Source organism: Caballeronia sp. LZ029, assembly GCF_031451275.1.
Classification (GTDB): Bacteria; Pseudomonadota; Gammaproteobacteria; order Burkholderiales; family Burkholderiaceae; genus Caballeronia; species Caballeronia jiangsuensis.
Genome location: NZ_JARUXO010000094.1, coordinates 1 through 20,535 on the forward strand (window position 1 = coordinate 1; position 20,535 = coordinate 20,535).

Genomic DNA, 20,535 nt, shown 5'->3' on the forward strand with positions numbered 1-20,535 from the left:
TTCGCCACTCGAGGTCTTCGCCGCCACACTCGCTTCCGCAGCTCAACCTCATGGCTCTAAACATTAAATCCGCTGTTGCGCTTCAATCTTGAAACCGCCCATGATCTGCTCCACTTGAGCCTGGACTGGATTTCAATGTGTCAGAGGTAGCTGACCTAAACCGGCACGTCGACGATGTCTTTCGCGTATTGCATCGCTAGATCGATCTCATCGCCCGCATAGGTTGGCGTGCTATAACGAACAACGTCGCATGGCGCCGGGCAGTAGCCTCGCTGGGCGGAACGGCGTCGCTTTGGGCGGCAGACAAGAACTGACGCGGACATTTGGCATACGGGTCACCATGCAGCGGGAATTCTTGGTGAAAATACGCACGAAGCCCTTACCCTCTGTTCGATGGTGGCAATGGTCACAATGACGTGTCCCGTAAACGATGCTGACCGTTATTGGACTATGTTCATCGAGATGCGGAAAAGGACGGCCAGAGGTACATCTGAATCACTTCACAATGCGCTTGATGGCGCAGTAAAGCAAACTAAATGTCAGCCGGGATCGTGCGAATGAGCCAGAGGTGTGAACGTCGGCTAGCGGCGCAATTCGCTAGCGCGAACCGAGCGCAGCGCGACCAACGATCTTGCGTGCGGAGTTGCTGTGGTTAGACGACCTTCAAATGGGGGAAGTCAATTGGCAGCAGATATCCTCTATCGGCGCGTTCGGGCCGCCTCGAGCCAAGCGCGCTGATCCGCGCCCCGCTTCCGTCTGGACGACACCACGAACGCCTCCGACGCCTTCGGTAACGCTGTACATGCGTGCGCGTTGAAGGTCATCATCGAGCCGTCCAGACGACTGGCACGTCTAGCCATCAATCCAGGTTAGCGTCATGCCAGAGCGAGCGGTACACTGCATTGAGCACAGGACGATGACTTCGATCCGCGCATTTGCTTGGTATTGCGTGCCGCAAACCTGATTGGCGGCGCTCCGCCACGACTAGCCCTGGAGGGGACGATGGAAACAATGAAGCCCGGCTCGGCTACCGCTGCGCTCGACAATCCGACAGTTGATCACTTCCGCTTCCATCGTCCTCACGCGCACCTTGCTTCAGCTTTTGGCAACGACACATTTGCGCTGAAGGCGGAGGCTTTTGCACGTTTTTTCGGAACGCCCCTTTTTCTCGGCACGCAGACAGCCATCGTTGCGATCTGGATAGGAGTCAACGTCCTGGGTCTAACGACCTTCGACGTCTATCCATTTATTCTCCTTAACCTGGCTTTCAGTCTCCAGGCAGCCTACGCTGCGCCGCTCATCCTGCTTGCCCAGACGCGGCAAGCAGCGCGTGACACTGTGCTCGCCGAGTCTGACGCCCTACACAGGGAAGCGCTTGCCGTCGCGAACGAGCAACGGCAGGAGATCGCAGCACAAAATGCGGGACAACTGCTTGAACTCCTGCAGCGAAACACGGAGCTGACGGAGCTTACCCAGAAGTTGATTCAGCGGGTCGAGACGCTGACCGCTGAGTTGCACGAGAAGCTCGTGCCGCAAGATTCGAAACTTTGATACCGCGGGGTGGGGCGCGGTGGCAGTAACGTCAGACGCCGTCTCACGCATTGTCGCATATGCGCGGAGGCCGGTCTTGGATCCACTGTGCCACTATCAGGAGCATCGGCGCCCGGCAGGCGAGGAGTTATTCCAGCAATTCTTTACTATCGAACGCGGGCAGAAGATCAGTAAGTATTGGCGCCCGAATATCTCATCTCCGCTTGTTCCTCGAGCGCGGCGAGCCGAATGTTCAAAACCGTTGCGTGAAGTCTGATTGCCCGGATTAAGAATTGGACGTCCGGATTCTCGCTGTTTGATGCAAGTTCGTCGAATTCGGCCCAAAGTTTCGTTATCTGTTCGGTACTTATGGTTACTCTCTAGATGGATATGTACGACTCTTTGGCTTCGAGAACCGCGAATGCGCGTGGGGAGGCTATATCCGTGGAGCGTCACCACCTGTGGTAGATATGGACCTCGAACGGTGGATTCGCGGTTCGGGGGCGGGACGCTCGAAACGCCCCGGCTCTGTAATCATATCCGACGACCAAAGCCAAGTGTGTTGCGCAATTTGTCGCTCAAAGGATTCTCCCTGAGCTAGGGACTTCCTCTCCATGCCCAACGCTTTGGCGATATCGATAGAACGAAACAACAAATATCATCGTCATCCCGGTCAGAATTGCGTAGATCGCATACGTCATATAGGCCCCTCGGTGTGGCCCTTTTCGTCATATAGGGAAGAGCAGGGAAGTAACGCCGGCCCCGGATCTCTCACCCGAATCGTCGAGCAGGGATAAAGAACAATCGAGAACATCATTCTTTGCGGCCGACGTTGGTGGGCGTCCATTCAACGCGGGCGGCGACGTCTGCACACCACATCCCACGCGGATCCGGTGCGCGACATAAAACTGTGATAAAGCAGGATGTCAAAGTTGGTTTGCTTGAACCTTTCCATCTACGATGTCTTTGCCGTATTGCATTGCGAGGTCGATGGCGTCCGTATCGTTACCGGGTGTTGTCCCAGCGAACACCGTTTCGTAGCGCCTTGGTTTTACATTGCTAGGTTGAATACTCTCGATTCGAACAACCGACGAGAACTTCCTTAGACCGTTGGCATAAGGGTCCCGATGAAGCGGGAATTCCTGGTGAGAGTATGCGCGTAGCTCGTACCCTCGGTATTCGATAGTAGGAATGGTCATTATGGCGCGCTCATTTTGCGGGGCTGACCGTCATTGACTGTGTCGATGCGGATCGCGAAAAATGTGCGGTCAGTGATACATTTCGCTTACTTCACAATGCGCTCAATGCCGCAGCAAAGCAAACTAAATCGCGACGGAATAAAAAAAGATCTGGTGTCGTGGCGGCTTCCCCCTCAGGCGGTGAGCCGCCCATCGATCGGCTCGTACGCGATGTCAGACACCGGGATGGGAGGGGCCCGGATATCCGACACGTGGCTGACGGTTTTAGCATCATCTCGTGCGTCCGCATCGTCGCGCCGATCGTGGATTGCATGGTAGCTACGGCAGTGTCCTAGATGCACGGCGAGGACGAAGATTAGCTACCATTCCATCCAGATGGTGTTGTAGTGGTTACGCAATCTGTAGCTCGTACCTGTGAGAGCTGGGATGAACTGCGAATCGACTCGCGGACGTGCGCGGGATACGACACAGCGTGTGCTCGGCAAACCGCTGCAACCAGCCGACCGCACTAGCGACGGGTGGCAATCCTGATTGCGAAGATAACAGGAAGGTGGCTTGTCCTTCTTTCAACATAGTCTTTAGAAAAGGACCTTTTGCACTTTGACCGTAATCATCGGGGATCCTTCGCTAGTGCCGCGTATCGCTTGCATCGAAGCCGGCACTTCCTCATACCGGGCCGCCCGGAACCGGGAGGTTGTGCATCCCATAGGGTGAAGTAATAAAACGAATTCACCGGGCGACAAGGGTGTACAGTGCGTAGGCGGCGCTCACTTCGTGGGGGAGTGAGAGGTGGTTATTCGATCGGAGACTCACAAGGACGCGTCGAGGCGTCGCTCACAGTCGCGAGAACGAATAAGGTTTCTTTCATGCACAGAGTGAACGCGTATCGCAGTTTCGGGATTGATGTTTAGTTGACTCCGGCTACTGAAGATATGTTTGACGTGATCTCTCAGGATCAAAGGCGGCACTAATCCCGAAGTACCCGGGGCGCCGGGAGGCCGGATACCGCTGCGTAACGGTGCGCTCAATGGTGGTTGGACCTATCTGCTAGGCGGATCGCGGGGCAGGCCGCGCTCGACGTTTTGCTTGGCCCTGTTAACTAAGCCAAAGCTTTCCGACCGGGCTCGTCTGTTCAGGGCAGGACAACAGCGACATATGACAGCGTCGCGATCTAAATCGACTGATCAAACCAGTCCGAACCTTTTCATAGAACGCACAAACACCAGGATGGCAGTCATGAACGATCGATTGGTTGACGTAATAGACCGCAGCGGCACCGTGCTCCACACGTACCCGATAACCCTGAGCGAGCCGGGCAATGCCGCGCACGACTTCGAATATCTTGCCAAGGCGCTTGAAGCGGCAGCGCACGGCCGGCTTGTCCCCGACGCTGAACTCAGCACTCTAACGGCCAGGATGCATATTAGTCGGGGTGGGCAGATGGCTCCCTACGGCGATGACCTGGAGAAAAATTCGGAGACGAAGCTCGGTTTGGATCAGGCGGTTCGGGAGCGCGCGTACTTGCTCTGGGAAAAGGACGCGCGCCCTGATGGGCATGCGGAACAGTATTGGCATCGCGCTCTTGACCAACATCTTCGGGAGCGGGCCTACGTCCTGTGGCAGCAGGAAGGAAGTCCCGAGGGCCGGCAAGATGAATATTGGCGTCGGCTTGTCGATTTCCAGGCTCAGTGAATGCCGTGCGCCCGGTATGTCCAGGCCGTAGGGAGCGAGAACCGCCTAAGCAGTGTGATCTTCAGGTTCGCCCGCACGGAGCCCAGTTGTGGGTCGATGATCGTTTTCAAAACGGAAAACGTGGCTGCGAGTTACTTTTGTGACGGGGACCCCGCCATCTAGAGAATGCCAGCGCCGGGGCCTCTTAAGCGTGCTGCGCCGCGAAGTGCATGCGCACCGGTCAAGGGCTCCGTTCGAATCAATGCGTCGCCCTATCCTGACCGTGCTATCGCGAATGAGACTGTTTCGCGCGCATCGGTGCGAAGCTTCTACATGAGTTCAATTCCGTCCATCCCTGGTAGACCGATAGCGCAAGTGAGGACGTCGTACGCCTGGGTGACGGCACGATTAAAGCCATCCTCACCGTCGGAGGCAGCACTCACTGCGTGTCCTTCAAACTCTAGGAAAGTGCGCATTGCCTCCCGGGCATCCAGACCGTCTTCAATCAGCAGGATACGCAGAACCTTCGGTAGCAGAGCTTGATCCCCGGATGGAGGGCCGATCTTCGGTGAATCTGTGGCTTGCGAAAAGTCTGCGGCGGTTGCCACCTGTGTGGACTAAGCATCACGGAGAGTGCGACGACTAGATCGCTGCTATCAAACCGGGGGGCGCTTGCGCCCCTCCGTTGTACACAAACTCGAGCCGGAAGAAAAAAAGCGCAAGCAGCCTCTTTTTCTTGTCCAGTTATCACGGATGAGGCATCGTGCAAATGCCTCGCGTACGTTACACGGCCGGCTCCCGCGCGTCGACTTCGTCGGCAACACCCGGACACACGGCGATCAACAGCGTGTGTGAGTAGCTATCGAGTGGCACATGTACGCCATCGCCGCTGCAATCAACTACCTTATTGTCGAGCACACCATGCATCGCACGCGACCCTGGGACAGATTCCACACGGATTTCGTAGCGCGTCGAATGCACATAGACCGTCGCTTCAAAGCCCGCCCACGAGTCTGGAATGCATGGATTGACCACCAGAAAATTGCCATCCCTGCGAATGCCCAGAATGCCCTCAACTCCCGCGCGGTACATCCATCCGGCTGACCCCGTGTACCACGTCCAGCCGCCGCGCCCGACATGGGGCGCGACCGAGTAGACATCGGCGGCGACCACGTAGGGCTCGACCTTGTAGCGCTCGGTTTCCGTTGACGTACGGGAGTGATTGACCGGGTTGAGCAGCGAAAATAAACCCGCCGCCCGGTTTCCGTCCCGCAGTTTCGCGAACGCGAAGATCGCCCACATCGCCGCATGGCTGTACTGCCCACCGTTCTCGCGTAGCCCCGGCGGATAGCCCTTGATATAGCCCGGGTCATGCGACGACTTGTCGAACGGCGGTGTGAACAGCAATGCGATCCCGTCATCGCGACGGATCAGCTGCTCGTCCAGCGCAGTCACCGCAAGCCGCGCGCGCTGCGGATCGGCCGCGCCTGACAGTACGGCCCACGACTGCGCAATCGAATCGATGCGGCATTCTTCGTTGGTGCCCGTGCCGAGCCAGCTGCCGTCATCGAAGGTCGCGCGGCGATACCATTCCCCATCCCATGCGTCACGCTCCAGTGCCTCGCGCACCGACACGGCGTGCGCGCGCCATCGCGCGCCACGCACCGGGTCATGAGATTGCGCGAACGGCGCGAACATCTCGATGGTGCGCAACAACAACCAGCCAAGCCAGACGCTTTCTCCGCGGCCGTTGGCGCCGACGCGATTCATCCCGTCGTTCCAGTCGCCTGTGCCGATCAACGGCAAACCGTGCGCGCCGGTCAATTCGATACATTGATCGAGACCCCGTGCGCAATGTTCGAACAATGAAGCAGATTCCTCCGCGAGCATCGGCTGGAAGAAGGCGTCGTGCTCGTCGTGCTGCAGCAGCGGACCGTCGAGGAAGGACACGACCTCGTCCAGTACCGTGCGATCGCCCGTGCAGCCGATATACGTCGCAGCCGCGTAGGCGAGCCAAACGCGGTCGTCGGAGATTCGCGTGCGCACACCCTGCCCCGAGTGCGGCAGCCACCAATGCTGAAAATCGCCCTCTACAAATTGCCGCGACGCGGCAAGCAGTAAATGCCGCCGTGTGTCGAGAGGCCGCACGTGCGTCAGCGCCATCATGTCCTGTAGCTGGTCGCGGAAGCCATACGCGCCGCTCGCCTGATAGAACGCCGAGCGCGCTTCAACGCGGCACGCAAGCGTCTGATACAGCAGCCAGCCGTTGAGCATCAGGTCCATCGCCCGATCGGGTGTCCTGACCTGAACGGCGCCCAGTACGTCCTGCCAATGGCGTGTGACATCGGCAAGCACCGCGTCGAGGTCCGCGGCACGATAGCGTTCGATCAGGACTCGCGCGTCGGCGGCGGATGCGCATTGGCCCACGAACGCGACCACTTCGACGGTCTCGTGCGCCCCCAGATCGATGAACGTCTGCAGGGACGCGCAAGGATCGAATCCCGCGCCGGTCGCGCCGGACAGCGGCGTACTGCCGGTCAACGCGGCGGGCGCAGCCGGGTCGCCATGGCGGCCAAGAAACTCGGTGCGATCCGCTGTCCACGCGGTTTGCTGGCCGCCAAGGTCGACGAATGCGACACGCGTGCCGAAAGCGATATTCCATGGGTTGCGCGCGAACATCGCCCCCGTGGACGCGTCGATTTCCGTCACGACGAACGGCCCCGATGCGCTTCGCGAGGTCCCGAGCACCCATTCGAGCCACGCCGTTACCGATAGCCGTCTTTTGCGGCCAGACAAATTGCGCATTGTGAGCCGCGTGATCTTCACGGGATCGGCAAGCGGCACGTATTGCAGCAAGCCGAGTGCGATGCCGTTCGCGTCGTGCTCGAAGCGGCTGTAGCCATACCCGTGTCGCGCAACGTACACGCCCCCGTCGCGCATCGGCTGCGCAGTGGGGGTCCAGACGTCGCCGGTGCTTTCATCGCGCACGTAGATGGCTTCGCCCACCGGGTCTTCTACAGGATCGTTCGACCAGGGAGTGAGCTGGTTTTCCCGGCTGCTGTCGGCCCACGTATAGCCGGTGCCTTCCGCGGCGACCTGAAAGCCGAAGCTGGGGTTCGCAATCACATTGATCCATGGTGCGGGCGTACTGGCGTGCGCGGTGAGCACCGTCACGTACTCTCTGCCATTGCTGCCAAAGCCGCCCAGGCCATTGAAAAATTCGAGACTTGCTGTCAGCGTCGGCACCGCGGACATATTATCGGGGGTCGCGTGCCACGACGATAGCCAAGACGGTTTTTGACGGCGCGGCAAGGCCGGCCGTCCCGACCTTTGCGACAGGTAGCCAAGCTGGGTCGCAATGGAGCCCCGGCGTGCGAGCAGCGTCACTCGCGCGGCCGATAGCAGCAGCGCCCGTGTCTCGACGCTCATCAGGTCGGCCCGCAGCACATAAACCGAACCCTGCGCGAGTTCGCCATCATAGCGGGGCCGCGACTGGCTGCTGCGCACCGCCGTTTCGATCGCTCCCTGCAAGTCTTGCACGTACGACGAAACCCGTTCATTGACGATCACGAGATCCACCGCCAGCCGCTTCATGCGCCAGTATTCGTGTGCCTTCAATAGCTGCAGCACCTGCGCGATATCTTCGACATCACCGATACTGAGCAGCACGATCGGCAGGTCGCCCGAAATCGCGTGCGGCCACAAGCCTGACTGCGCCCCGGCGCCGCGAACGATCGCATCGGACGTGGCCCTGAAGCGTGCATCGGCATACAGGATTGGTGCCGCAAGCCGCTGAAAGTCCGCAGCCTCTTCGGCCTCGACGTCGAGGTAACGCAATTGCACCTGAGCTTGCGTCCACGCGAGTGTCTTCGCGCGATCGAATGCGTTGCGATCGTGATGCTGGTCGATGAGATCGAGCAACTGCTCGCGCGATTCGGCCACCACCGTCCAGAACGTCACGCGCACGACCTTGCCCGGCGGAATCTTTACGCGATAGCGAAGCGAGAAGACCGGATCGAGCACGGTACCGGTGGTATTGGACAGCGGCCGGTCGTCGACGATCGCCGCGGCCGAGCGCGCATGGCCTCCGCGGCCCAAAAAGCGCAGCCGATCCGTTTCGTACTGCGGTTCGGCGACGATCTCGCCCTCGACCACGGCGAAATGTGCGGCCCACACGTGCGGTTCGTCGTTAGAACGCGGACGCCGTGTCGCCACCAGCGCTTCGAATTCGGCGAGATGCTCGGTCCGCACGAACATGCGTGAAAAAGCCGGATGCGCGTTGTCGGCGGCTGGCGTAGCCAGCGCGAGTTCGGCGTACGACGTCAGTTCGATTTCGCGCGAGCTGCGTCCGGTGTTCGCGAGCGATACACGACGCACTTCGCCGTCCGCTTCGCCGGAAACCAACACGTCCATGGTCGTGGTCAGTGATCCGTCGCGGCGAGTAAATTCCACGTGATCTTCGTCGAACACGACGTCGCCGTATTCGGGCTCGAAAGCGGCCGGTTGCGCGCTGGAAGACCATACCTGTGTGCCCAGCGTATCGCGTAGGTAGATAAACGAGCCCCAGTGGTCCCGGGTGGCGTCTTCGCGCCAGCGCGTGATCGCGAGTTCACGCCAGCGGCTGTAACCGGCGCCGGTCGCGGTGAGCATCACCACGTACCGTCCGTTTGACAGCAGATGTGTAATCGGGGGACCGTTGGACGCTGTCGTCTCCGACACGCGCCGGATCGTCGGTGGTGGCATTGTGGCGGCGTCCGTTGCGGCAGTGTTCACTTCCTCGGCGCGCGGTTGGGCCACGGCGACGTCGCGCGGCATGCGTTCCTGCAACAGCAGCTCGCTGGCCTGGATCATCGGCTCGCGATGAAAGCGCGCTCGCATCTCTGCATCTAGCAAAGTGTTGGCGATCGCGACAATCGTCATGCCCTGATGGTGAGCCATGAAACTGCGGACGATTGCGAAGCGTTCTGTGTCGGGCAAGCGTACGCGGGTAAAATCGAGCGCCTCGTAGAAGCCGTACCGGCCCAATGCGCCGAGTTTCGCGAGTTGCGCGAAGTTCTCGAGGGCGGCCTGCGGAGCGACCATGGTCGCAAGACCCGTCGCATAAGGTGCGATGACCCGGTTTTCGGAGAGGCCGCGTTTCAGGCCGAGACCAGGTACGCCGAAGTTCGAATATTGGTAATTGAACTCCATGTCGCGGGCCCGATACGCAGATTCCGAGATGCCCCATGGCATGCCGAGCGACTTTGCGTACGACATCTGTCGTTCCACCACCAGCCTGCTGGTCTGTTCAAGCAAACTGCCAACCGGCGCACGCATTACCAGCGACGGCATCAGATACTCGAACATTGACCCCGACCACGAGATCAACGCGGAACCGTTGCCGACCGGCGTCGCGGCGCGGCCGAGGCGAAACCAGTGACGCGTCGTCACATCGGCCTTCGCGATCGCAAACAGGCTCGCCAGCCGCGCTTCTGACGCAAGCAGGTCATAGCAGCTCCTATCGAGACTGTTATCCGCCCCCGAGTAGCCGATCGACAACAGCTTGCGATCCTGATCGAGCAGAAACGCGAAGTTCATCCCGAGCGCCATCGCGCGCGACGTGTCGGCAAGCGAGCGCAGACGCGCTTGCAGAAGCTCCGGCTCGGCAACCAGTTGCCGCCGGTCGCGATCGTGCCCACTCACGCTGCGGTTCAACGCTTCGATCCAGAACATCAGATCCGCATAACTATCGTCGCCACCGGCCGGCATGATCGCACGCGTCCTCTGTGCGGCTTTCTTTGTGAGCCGGATCAGCGACGGCGACAACGCATCGAGCATCTGCGGGCCACGCAGGTGCGCATCGATTTCCTCGAAAATCTCGACGAGTTGTTTTCCGTGCTCCGCGTTTGCCGCTGGCAGCGCATTGACTGCTTCGCGCGCGAGTTGCAGATTGTCGCGTATGCCGGACCTGGCAGCCGGCGCAAGCGTCGCGGGCAGCCATTCTTCGCACGCGTTGGCAAGCGCAATCAGATGGCCGGCGAGATTGCCGCTATCGACCGATGAGACATACGCGGGTGCCAGCGGCCGCAGGTCCCGCGTGTCGTACCAGTTGTAGAAATGTCCATTGAAACGCTGCAGTTTCTGCATCGAGGCGAAGGCGGCTTCGAGCCGGTCGACGGTTTCCGCCGTCCCCGCCCAGCCGAAATCGCGCGCAACGACAGCGGATAGCAGATACAACCCAAGGTTGGTCGGCGAAGTGCGCTGGGCGATGACCGGCTTCGGATCTTCCTGGAAGTTATCCGGCGGCAGCATGTTTTCTAGCGGCGTAACGAAGGTCTCGAAGAAACGCCATGTACGCCGCGCGATCAGGCGCAGGTCGCGGGCGTTTGCGTCGGACATCGCAAAGCGCCCGACGACTGCCGGAGAACGGCTTGACCACAAGGCAAGCGCCGGTGCGGCAAGCCACAGCAATGCAAATGGCAGAACAAGCGGCCAATGCGCTGGCTCAAAGGTTAAAGCGCTAGCGCACAATACGAAGGCAAGTGTGATACCGCGCGTCATCTGTCGATAGAAGCCGCGCCAATTGAGGCGCGGGCTAGCCTTCGACTGTGCCGCTGTCGTCCATTCGAGCAAATTGCGACGCGTGATGAACAACCGCACCAGCGTCCGGATGATCGCGTCGCCCATGCGCCATGCCTGATCCGCGACGAATGCGGTGGATAAAGTGATCTGCAACGTGGCAAGCCGCACGTCTGCACCTAGGACGCGCAGGTGATTGCGCAGGCGAATCCCGGCACGCCGCGGCAGCAGCGCAAATAGCGTCGGCAGGAACGCGGGAATGGCGAACACGCACAGCATCGCGAGTACGCCCACGAGCCCGGCGCGCAGCGGCATCAACCAGCACAGCGCGAACGCAGCGACCATCGTGGGTGCGAGCAGCGAGCGGCGCAGATTGTCGAGCATCTTGAAGCGGCCGATGGAGGGTAGCGCGGGCCGCACACGGCCTCGCTGTCCAGCGATCCATGGCAGCAATTGCCAGTCGCCGCGCGTCCAGCGATGCTGGCGCTTGGCCGTGACGTCGTAACGTGACGGCACCTCCTCGACCACTTCTACATCGGATGCGAGGCCCGCGCGCGCAAACACCCCCTCGAACAGATCGTGACTGAGCAGCGCGTTCTCCGGCACGCGGTCATGCAACGCCGCTTCGAATGCATCGACGTCGTAGATGCCCTTGCCGGTATACGAGCCTTCGCCGAACAGGTCCTGATAGACGTCGGATACGGCGGCCGCATACGGGTCCATGCCGCCTGGACTGGAGAACACGCGCTGATAGAGCGACCCTTCCTGGCCGACAGGTAGCGATGGCGTTACACGTGGCTGCAGGATCGCATAGCCGTTGACCACGCGTTGCTCGGCTTCGCTGAATTGCGGCAGGTTCAGCGGATGCGCCATCTTGCCGATCAGGCGCAGCGCGGCATCGCGCGGCAGACGCGTATCGGCGTCGAGTGTTATGACGTAACGCACGTCCGGCGGCACCTGTGGTGCGCGCCCGGCGATCGGAATGAAGTTCGTGTCGGTCGCGCCGCGCAGCAGCCGGTTCAGTTCATGCAGCTTGCCGCGTTTGCGTTCCCAGCCCATCCATTTCTTTTCGCTCGCGTTGTACACGCGGCGACGATGCAGCAACAGGAAACGGCTGCCGGCAGGTCCTGGGCCGTACCGGCGGTTCAGTGCTTCGATGGCGTCGGCCGCGATGGCGAGAAGAGGCGCGTCGCCCGGCAGCACTTCCTCGTCAGCGTCAAGCCCGTCAGCCAGCAACGCGAACGACAGATCGCCGCCAGCGCCCGCCAGATGATGTACCTCGAGACGTTCGATCTGCTCGCGCAAATCGGCCTCGGCGGTCAAAAGCGTCGGCACGGCGACGAGCGTGCGTAGCGATGACGGCACGCCAGCGGTTAGTTCGAGCCCGGGTAACGTGACTGCGCCGAAATTCCATGTCACCGCGCGGTTGATGAGCGCGGTCGCGACCTCGGTGGCAGGCAGAAATCCGCATATCGCAAACCACGCGAGTACCCAGACCTCGGCCTCTCGCGGCGGTGTGGACCACAGTGACCACAAAGCCCACAACGTCAGCGCTACCAGCATGGTGGCGAGTGTCAGGATCGTGCCGACATAGCCGCGGATGCCCAGACGTACGCTGAACCGCGTGATCCGCAGACGCGGCGGTGGCCGAAAATCCAGTGCTTGCTCAAGCGCTCGCCGGCCTTCGGCGATCAGATGAAAGCCGGGCTCCCCAGCGCGTCCCGCGCGTGCCGTATCGCCCGCTGCTGCAATGGCTGCTTGCGCCAACTCCAACGCGAGATCGGCGACTTCGAGTTCATTCGCGGATGAACCGCGCGCCAGCTGCTCGATTGCGCTGCGATACAGATTGCGCGTCGGGAAATCCATCGTGCCGAACGCGCTTCCCGCGCGCAGCCGCGCGTCGACGAGGCTCATGCTCTCGAACAGTTCCGTCCAGTCGATGTCGGAAATCAGGCGAATGCTGGTGATCACGTTGCGCACCGTGACGTTCGATGCGCCCTGGCGCTGCTGTGCGTGCTGCACGACTTCATCGACGGAAAGGCCCTGGCGTTGCAGCCGCTCTTCCAGCCAGCCCAGCGCCGGTGTGGTGCGCGGGTCCTGATCACGCAGCCGTTTAGCGAGTTGCGCGGCAAACGGCTCCGACAACACCCCCGATGAACGTGTCGCGATATCAGCTTCCAGTGCAGAACGCGCGTTGCCCGATTCGAGCAGACGGTCGGTGAGCGCGTCGGCGTCCGCATGCGCGCTGCGACCTTCAGTGATCAGGTCGGCGAGACGTCGTAGATTCTCGATCAGCACAATGCGCAACGTGATCGCCACGGCCCATAATTCGCCAATCGTCAGCGGTTGAATCCGTTGATAAGCGTCGATGAAACGTCGCAGCACTTGCGCATCGAAGTAACTGTCGGTGTGCGCTACGTACGCCCACGCAAGGCCAAATACGCGCGGATATCCAGCGAACGGACCTGCAGCGAGTTTCGGCAACTGACGGTAGTAGCCTGGCGGAAGGTCGTCGCGAATCTCGCGGATCTGTGCTTCGACGAGATGATAGTTGTCGAGCAGCCATTCGGCTGCAGGCTCCACGCCCCCGCCACGCTCCAGTTCCACGGCACTCGCGCGGTAAGCCGCAAGCAGGACAGCAGCGTTATCGTTGAGCCGGGTGTGCAGCGCCAGCACGACGGGTGGTGTGTTCGTAACAGGCTGCGCGGCGGCGAGACTTTGCGCGTGTTGCTCGAGCCGTTCGACACCGAATAGTTCATCGCGCACTGGCGCGGCATCTGTCCATGGCGGCGAGCGCGAGCGAAATCGTGCGGCGTACTGAAGCAGTGTGTTCACAGACGCCCCTTCCTGCGAATAGGTAGTTTTAGCGCATAGCGCCAGACGTCGCGCGACGTTATCGCAAGGCGTGTCAGACGACATCGCTACGACGATTCTGGGTCGTGCGCACGGCTTGCCGGCGTGATGAACGCCGGCATAAGCGCGCTTGCGGTAAGTCGCGCGCTGTTGCGCGACACATCCAGTAGCGAAGAGGAAATGAGCCAGCCTTTGGCTAACCCATATGGCCCGCGACAAGCCGTGCGCGCGGAAGAGGGAGGTCAGAAGACGGAGATCCCGGGTCGCGCCTTCAGGTGTGATTTATTTCTCTTTCGCTGGTGAACCCGCGGTGGAAGTCTTGGTGGAGGTCATCCACGACACTTCCGATGCTGGAGACGGTACTTTTTTCGGCTGTTTAGGTTCCTTTGCCTCGCGATTACCGCGTAGTTGACCCTTTGCCATGGTGTTTCTCCGATTGCGTCGACCGCGGAGTGGCCGCCTTGCAGTGCATTTTGGGCGCATTTCGCGATTCCGTCGCGATCTATTTTTTCCCAGACTACTGTGTGGGGCGCCTCGTATGAGCGGCGCTACAGTGCTCATTAGAGCTCTGATCGTGGTGATTTTGCAGGACGGCCAGTGGTCTATCTGGCCAAATATCCGACAGGTGCCTTGCTTGAGACGCTCGTTCATCAAAATCCGATCCACTGCGGAGCTGTCCGATGCGTATCGTCTCCCGCGCGTTGCAGCCAGCGATGAGGTGGCGCTTGCCGAATGACCGAGGTCGTCTGCCGGAGAATTGGAGAAAGGACGCTTCGTCCAAACTGTGCGTCTATTGGTAGCATCTTGAGTTTCTGACGCCCGTACCGTTTAGAGCGGCGTCAATATGAGCGGCGGCGCTTGCGTGGTTCTTTGGGGCCATGACCGAGTGCGGCCAGGAGCCGCCGGTCGAGATCGACATCCACTTCAATCAGCCGAGCTCTCGCTTCCCCTTGCTCAATGGCCGCTTTGCTGCCAGCAAATTGCCCAGGGCAGAGCCTCAACGCGGCCAGTATAGGGCGCCGCCAACCAATCTTCGGTCGGCGTGCTGGTCGAACGGACTAGCCGCCTGGTGCTACTCGCCAAGATGGAAGACGCCACCGCCGCTTCCGCGTTAGCGGGCTTCTCTGCCAAACTCAACTCGATTGCCGCGCCGTTGCGACAAACCTTTACCTACGACCAGGGCAAAGAAATGTCGCGGCACCAAGAACTCACTGCAGCCACTGGCGTGCGCGTCTACTTCTGCGACCCACACAGCCCTTGGCAACGCGGCACCTGCGAAAACACCAACGGATTGCTTCGTCAATATTTGCCTAAAGGCACCGACCTGTCGGTATACAGTCAAGACGAACTCGACGCCATCGCCGACAGCCTAAACAGCCGGCCTCGCGCGACTCACGCGTTCCATTCTCCATTCGAGGTCTTCGCCGCCACGCTCGCCTCAGCCAGTCAGCCTCACGGTTCTAAACACTAGACTCCGTGTTGCACTTCAGTTTGAAACCGCCCTATTTTTTCATCAACGCGTGTCGCGGAAGACTGATCGTGAATACGCATCCGATGCCCGGAATATCGCGCACGCTGAGAACGCCATCATTCAATTCGACGCTGCGCCGTGCGATCGACAGGCCGAGTCCAAGCCCGGATTTATCGGCGCCGAACTGGGTGAACGGCAGAAACATCTGTTCTGCCTTGCCCGGCGGGAGACCACCGCCATGATCCTTCACTTCGATGAGAATCTTGTCTGCAACGGCATACGCGTTCAGTGTCACATCGGTATTTGACCGCGTGAACTTGAATGCGTTTTGTATGAGATTGCCGAGCGCCGAGTACAGGAGATCGCGGTTGCCGCTGACAGCAAGTTGCGGATCGACCGGGGTTACGACAAAGCCGCATCCGCGTAATTGCGCAGCGAGATTTGCAGCGTGCTTGGTTTCACTGATGAACTCCGACAGCGAGAAGAGTGTCCATTTCGCGCTGTCCGGAGCAGGCCTGCGGGCGTCTTCGATCGAATGTTCGATAAGCTTCCCTAGGCCTTTCAGGCTCCGGTCCAGTACGGCGCCCGTCGCGCCAAACAACGGCAGATTTCCGGCTTTCGCAGCCTCGAATGCAAGGGTCGCCGTATGCAGGAAGTTGCGAAGCTCATGGGCGAACGAGCCCATGCGTTCGCCTTCTTCCAGTGCCTGCTGGCTCGCCATCCTGGAATCTCGCTGATAACTGAATTCCGTCACAGCGTCGGCGATCGCGTTGTCCAGGCAGCGGTTCAGCGTGCGGAATTCGTCGATCGAAAACGGCGCATCACGCTCATGTGCCAGGTCAGTAATGGCCTGGCACAGGTCTCCGTAGTCATGGACAACCTGGTCGACCGTGTACCCCAGGCGCAGTAACTCGTGTCCGTGCTGGGCTGCCGCTTCCCCGATCTCCGAACGCTGAGGATTACCTCCCGGCGAGCCCGACACAATGACGCTATCCGCTGGACGGTCTGTTTGCTCAATGCGCAACGTGTTGATGAGTTGTTCGAGAAACAGCGGAACGCCATTTTCGAGTTGCAGAACAGACGCGTCGCGCGCCGGCCGCTGCGCCACCTTGGTCCTGCATCGCGATATCAGGTCGTCGCTGTTATTTGCAAGAAATGTGTGAAGCATGGTGCCTCCTCAGAACCTGCCCAAGACCCACTTGAGGTCCGAGCAGATTGGCGACGCGGCGTTGGTCGGGTACGGTACCTTCATCCTAACCCAAAATACCTACAACTTTCGAATGGGTACCCAGGGCCATTGGGCCACTGACAGTGTCCCGAAGCGAAAGACGCCCGCCTTAAACCGACCTTCGGTCAAGTCCAGGAGGCATCGCTGCGTGCGCCAATCTTTCGTTGGCCTCGGCTAACTACTTTAGCGCACCGTCCATGTCGCCGACCGAAGGTGGCTGCTATCGGAACCAAAACGGTCCTCCACTCTTTTTTCATTCGCGGGCCGCTTAGTACTACAGCCGTAGATACGCCGGAAGCACACCGCCGCGTCGTCGATAATGACACTGCTGGGCTCGGTACTGATGTCGGCGCCGCCATATTGACCACGACATCACGTGCTCGACGGAGTGCAGCGTTCGCCATATCAGGCGGCACAATAGCCGGCGGATCTCCTGGATGCTGAATGGCAGTGAACCTTCAGCTGTTTTTTTTGGCTTGCGCCCTCAGGCCAGCAAGTACCGCGTGCGCCAGCAACACCAGGGTGACGTGGCGGTACCAGCCCTGCCAGCGACGCACCTCATATTGGTCGAGGCCGCATTCACCCTTGGCGGCCTCAAAGCCGACTTCGATCTCCCATCGCCTGCCAGCGACGTTGACTAGAGTTTGACGGGTGACCTTGCTGCGGGGCGCGTAGACGACGAAATACGCGTGCTCGCGATTCTCGTCAAGACTGCGGCGTACCAGCAGATAATGACCAAAGCGACGCTCCTCGGCGCTCAACTGCAGGCGCCACAACGGCGTAAGTGCCCAGTCATATAGACGCGCGCCTTTTGCGCCGATTCCGGCCGAGAGGCGGCGCCAAGCCTGCGGTGGCAAGGCTTTTGCAATCTTGTCGGCGCGCATAGTGGTCGGGCCTTGCCACCATAGTGGTTCGCTCTTCTTCACCGCCAGCACGAATGACTGCGCGCGCGATTCGAGCCACAGCCGCAAAGGACGGTCACCGCCATACACCTCATCGCCGGTGACCCAGCCGCACGGTACTCCCGCATCGAGCGCCCGTTCAAGCATCTGGCGCGCGAGCTGCGGCTTGGTTGCAAATCCCATCGTGTCCGGGACGCCTGCAAGCTTGCAGCGAGGACGATCGTCGATCCATGACTCGGGCATATACAGCTCGCGGTCAATAAATGCGCTAGCTCCATTGCCCGCATAGCAGAGAAACACACCGATCTGGCTATTCTCGATGCGACCTGCTGTACCACTGTATTGGCGTTGCACGCCGGCAGAGTGTTCACCCTTCTTGAGGAATCCCGTCTCATCCACGATCAGCACGGCGTCACGCTCGCCGAGTTGTTCAACGACGTATTCGCGCAGTACGTCGCGCGCCGCGTCGGCATCCCACTGTGCCCTCTCGAGAAGGTGCTGCACACCATCGGGTGTGGCTTCGCCGATCCATTCGGCAAGCTGCCAGCCGTTCTTGCGTTCGACCGTACCAAGCAAACCTTTTAGATAGGCTCGCGAACGCTGTCTCGGTTCAGCGCGCCTGAACAGGCCAGCCAATCTCTCATGCAATTCATCCAGTTCACGCTCCCATGCCTTAGCAATCTCTTTCATGATCCTATGCAAAGTAGTTGTACTAACTTAGTATAGGAAAAAAATAACTACGGCTGTAGTGCTAGAGGCGTTAACAGAATGACTTTTGCAGGTGTCGCCAGCATACGATGCAGCAAGCGATCTTCATGAAGGCCTCGTGGATGAAAGCGAGCCGTTCGAAGCGAATGCGCAGTCGGCGAAAGTTGTGAAGCCACGAGATGGTCCGCTCCACAACCCAGCGTGTTTTGCCTAGCCCGCTACCGTGGGGCTGACCGCGCCGAGCGATTTCGGTCGCAATGCCGGCGGCATGCAGTGGACGTCGATATTTATCGTGATCGTAGCCTCGGTCGCCCTGAACGACCCGAGGCTTTGACAGTGGTCTGCCACGCTTGCCGCGGATGGGCGGTATAGCCTCGACCAATGCTTGAAGTTGAGTGACGTCGTTGCGGTTGGCGCCGGTCAGTATCACCGCGAGCGGGATGCCCTGCGCTTCGGTGATGAGATGGTGCTTTGAGCCGGGTCGCGCGCGGTCTGTGGGATTCGGTCCTGTTTTTGACCTGAGCCCACAGCGCGGATTGAAGAGGAATCGACGATGACGCGAGACCAGTCGATTTGGTCGGCTGCGCGCAATCGCCCAAGCAGCACTTCGTGCAACTCTTCCCAGACGCCGGCGGCCTGCCAGTCACGCAGGCGACGCCAGCAACTCATGCCGCTGCCGCAGCCCATCTCACGCGGTAGCAGGTCCCAACGCAGACCTGTCTGTAACACGAAGAGAATGCCGGTGAGCACCGCACGATCGTCCAGCGGCTTGCGTCCCGGGTAACGGGTCCGGCGTTGTTTGGGAGGGGGCAGCAACGGTTCGATGAGTGCCCACAGGTCATCGTCGAGTATCGGCTTGGCCATGTCCTTTTCACCGTCGAAACAATGAAAAGGTTAATAGCATTCATCGCGGGTTAACAGCCCCTTCGTTCATTTTGTTAAGGGTTCTTAGGGGTCGAAAGTGTGAATAGCCGATGACGCCTGTTACTCCGCAATAAGACGAAAGCGCGACTTCGCCTGTCACAGGACGCAACTAATCGTCTGCGTTCCCGCGCGTCTTAAAATTGCAACGAGCTCGCCATTCAGGATCTGTCTAAAAAAGAGCGGCTGACGATCAAGCACCCGAAAAATCAACCTCTGTCAGGCGGACCTGACCGGTTGGCCGCGCCCGCAGCTTGCGTCGCGCGACCGCTTCGATCCGAGCGAACCCGTCCCTGAACACGCTCTCCAGTCGGCTATCGTCCGCGTTGGGCGGAAGCCAGAAAAAGACTTCTAAGCATCTGCGCGTCACGACGCACGTCACGCTTTCTCCGCGCCAGTCGATCACGAAGCTAAGCGTCTGTTTGTCGGTGGAGATCTGGGGTTCGGGCACAAGGACTTTCATGGGTAGAGTGGCGGTTGGCGGACGGAATCGGCAGCAGGTGCGACGCGTTAAGCTGACCTCGCTAAGCTTCACCAGTCTACCCGGTGCTTTTCTTCGGTCTCTTGATGGCGCCGATCGTCGTCGACGTGCAAGTAGATGCTGGTCGTCGTCAGCGAGGCGTGGCCGAGGTTGTCGCGCACCATGCGCAGGTCAATCTTTTGGTCGGCCATGTGTGAGCCGGCGCTATGCCTGAGCCAATGCGCTGAAGCTTTTTCGAGCAGATCAGCCCGCGCGCTTTGCGCATCGTCGCGTTCACGTAGGCGCGACGCAGCGCCCGCAAAGACGTCCTTCACGATTGCGTGCAGCGCCGCGCGCGTGAGCGGCGCGCACGTCTCGGTGCGTTCGTTTAACGCCGTGGCACCGATCGGCAACACGAGTGGTGTGTCTTCATTGGGCGACGGCAGGGCGCTCAAGCCGAGGTGCTGCCGGTAGCGGGACAGTTCCATCATCATCTCGCGGGTGGCTGGCACGAGCCGTTGCTTGTCGCCTTTGCCGTTCACGGTGAGCCACCAGCGCAGCGCGCCGTCCCCATCGCGTCGCACGAAGAACTGGCCCATGGTGTTCGCGCCGACCTCTGCAATGCGTAGTCCGCCGAGATAGAGCAGGGTGAATAACCATCGGACGCGGTACGCGTGGGCTTTTTCCCGGTCCGTTTGCTTTGGCATCGTCGCAATGAAGTCCTTGACCTCCTGCCACACGCTCGGCTCCAGATAACGAGTGATGCGAGGCGCTGCGTGCCGGGTCCGTTGGCGCGAGAGCGAGAGCGGATTGCCGGCGAGATAGCCGGCCTGCACCAGCCACGAGAACATCACGTTCAGGATGACGGTTGCCTGGCGTTGGCTGGACGTCGATAGCGGCCCATAAAACGGCCGCCAGCGCGCGTCGCTGCGCGGATGCTTGCGCCCGCCCCCGGCCACCCACGTGCCGGCAGGCCGCGGATCGGCCAGAAACTGCTGATAGCGCAAGCAGTCTTCATGGGTCAAAGAAGCGTA

The 20,535-nt window shown here is 60.3% G+C and carries 8 protein-coding genes and 3 pseudogenes; 4 read left to right on the forward strand and 7 right to left on the reverse strand.

All coding sequences use genetic code 11. The features are described from left to right. The first annotated feature begins 1,002 nt into the window (after nucleotides 1-1,002). Nucleotides 1,003-1,551 carry a DUF1003 domain-containing protein gene (locus QCE73_RS36350; protein ID WP_062257724.1) on the forward strand — a complete coding sequence of 183 codons (549 nt, stop codon included), beginning with the start codon at nucleotides 1,003-1,005 and terminating at the stop codon, nucleotides 1,549-1,551. A 2,414-nt stretch (nucleotides 1,552-3,965) separates the two neighbouring features. After that, the gene (locus QCE73_RS36355; protein ID WP_041734058.1) at nucleotides 3,966-4,421 is read left to right on the forward strand and encodes a DUF2934 domain-containing protein; all 456 of its coding nucleotides are present in this window, start codon (nucleotides 3,966-3,968) and stop codon (nucleotides 4,419-4,421) included. 308 nt (nucleotides 4,422-4,729) lie between these two features. On the opposite strand, the gene QCE73_RS39515 is transcribed toward QCE73_RS36355, so the two are convergent. Beyond that, a complete protein-coding gene (locus QCE73_RS39515) occupies nucleotides 4,730-5,008 on the reverse strand; it encodes a response regulator (protein ID WP_062257718.1) in 279 nt (92 codons plus the stop codon). A gap of 175 nt (nucleotides 5,009-5,183) precedes the next feature. After that, entirely contained in the window at nucleotides 5,184-13,793 is an 8,610-nt protein-coding gene (locus QCE73_RS36360; protein ID WP_309885695.1) for a GH36-type glycosyl hydrolase domain-containing protein, read from the reverse strand. 615 nt (nucleotides 13,794-14,408) lie between these two features. On the opposite strand from QCE73_RS36360, the gene QCE73_RS39520 reads away from it, so the two are divergent. Next, complete coding sequence (locus tag QCE73_RS39520; RefSeq protein ID WP_404989864.1) at nucleotides 14,409-14,528, forward strand: hypothetical protein; 120 nt, start codon at nucleotides 14,409-14,411, stop codon at nucleotides 14,526-14,528. Nucleotides 14,529-14,826: 298 nt separating this feature from the next. Continuing rightward, nucleotides 14,827-15,282: pseudogene (locus tag QCE73_RS36365) on the forward strand (IS30 family transposase); the annotation flags it as partial. A 31-nt stretch (nucleotides 15,283-15,313) separates the two neighbouring features. Here QCE73_RS36365 and QCE73_RS36370 read toward each other — a convergent pair. From QCE73_RS36370 to QCE73_RS36390, 5 genes and pseudogenes are all read right to left on the reverse strand, one after another. Continuing rightward, nucleotides 15,314-16,450 carry a HAMP domain-containing sensor histidine kinase gene (locus tag QCE73_RS36370; RefSeq protein WP_309885696.1) on the reverse strand — a complete coding sequence of 379 codons (1,137 nt, stop codon included), beginning with the start codon at nucleotides 16,448-16,450 and terminating at the stop codon, nucleotides 15,314-15,316. A 334-nt stretch (nucleotides 16,451-16,784) separates the two neighbouring features. Then, nucleotides 16,785-18,102: pseudogene (locus QCE73_RS36375) on the reverse strand (IS701 family transposase). A gap of 70 nt (nucleotides 18,103-18,172) precedes the next feature. Beyond that, nucleotides 18,173-18,984 (reverse strand): IS5 family transposase gene (locus QCE73_RS36380; protein WP_309885697.1). Its coding sequence is split into 2 segments (ribosomal slippage): nucleotides 18,173-18,636 and nucleotides 18,636-18,984, totalling 813 coding nucleotides; the frame shifts between segments, so codons are not numbered across the junction. Nucleotides 18,985-19,234: 250 nt separating this feature from the next. Then, complete coding sequence (locus QCE73_RS36385) at nucleotides 19,235-19,504, reverse strand: DUF1488 family protein (protein ID WP_309885698.1); 270 nt, start codon at nucleotides 19,502-19,504, stop codon at nucleotides 19,235-19,237. Nucleotides 19,505-19,572: 68 nt separating this feature from the next. Further along, nucleotides 19,573-20,532: pseudogene (locus QCE73_RS36390) on the reverse strand (tyrosine-type recombinase/integrase); the annotation flags it as partial. Between the last annotated feature and the right edge of the window lie 3 nt (nucleotides 20,533-20,535).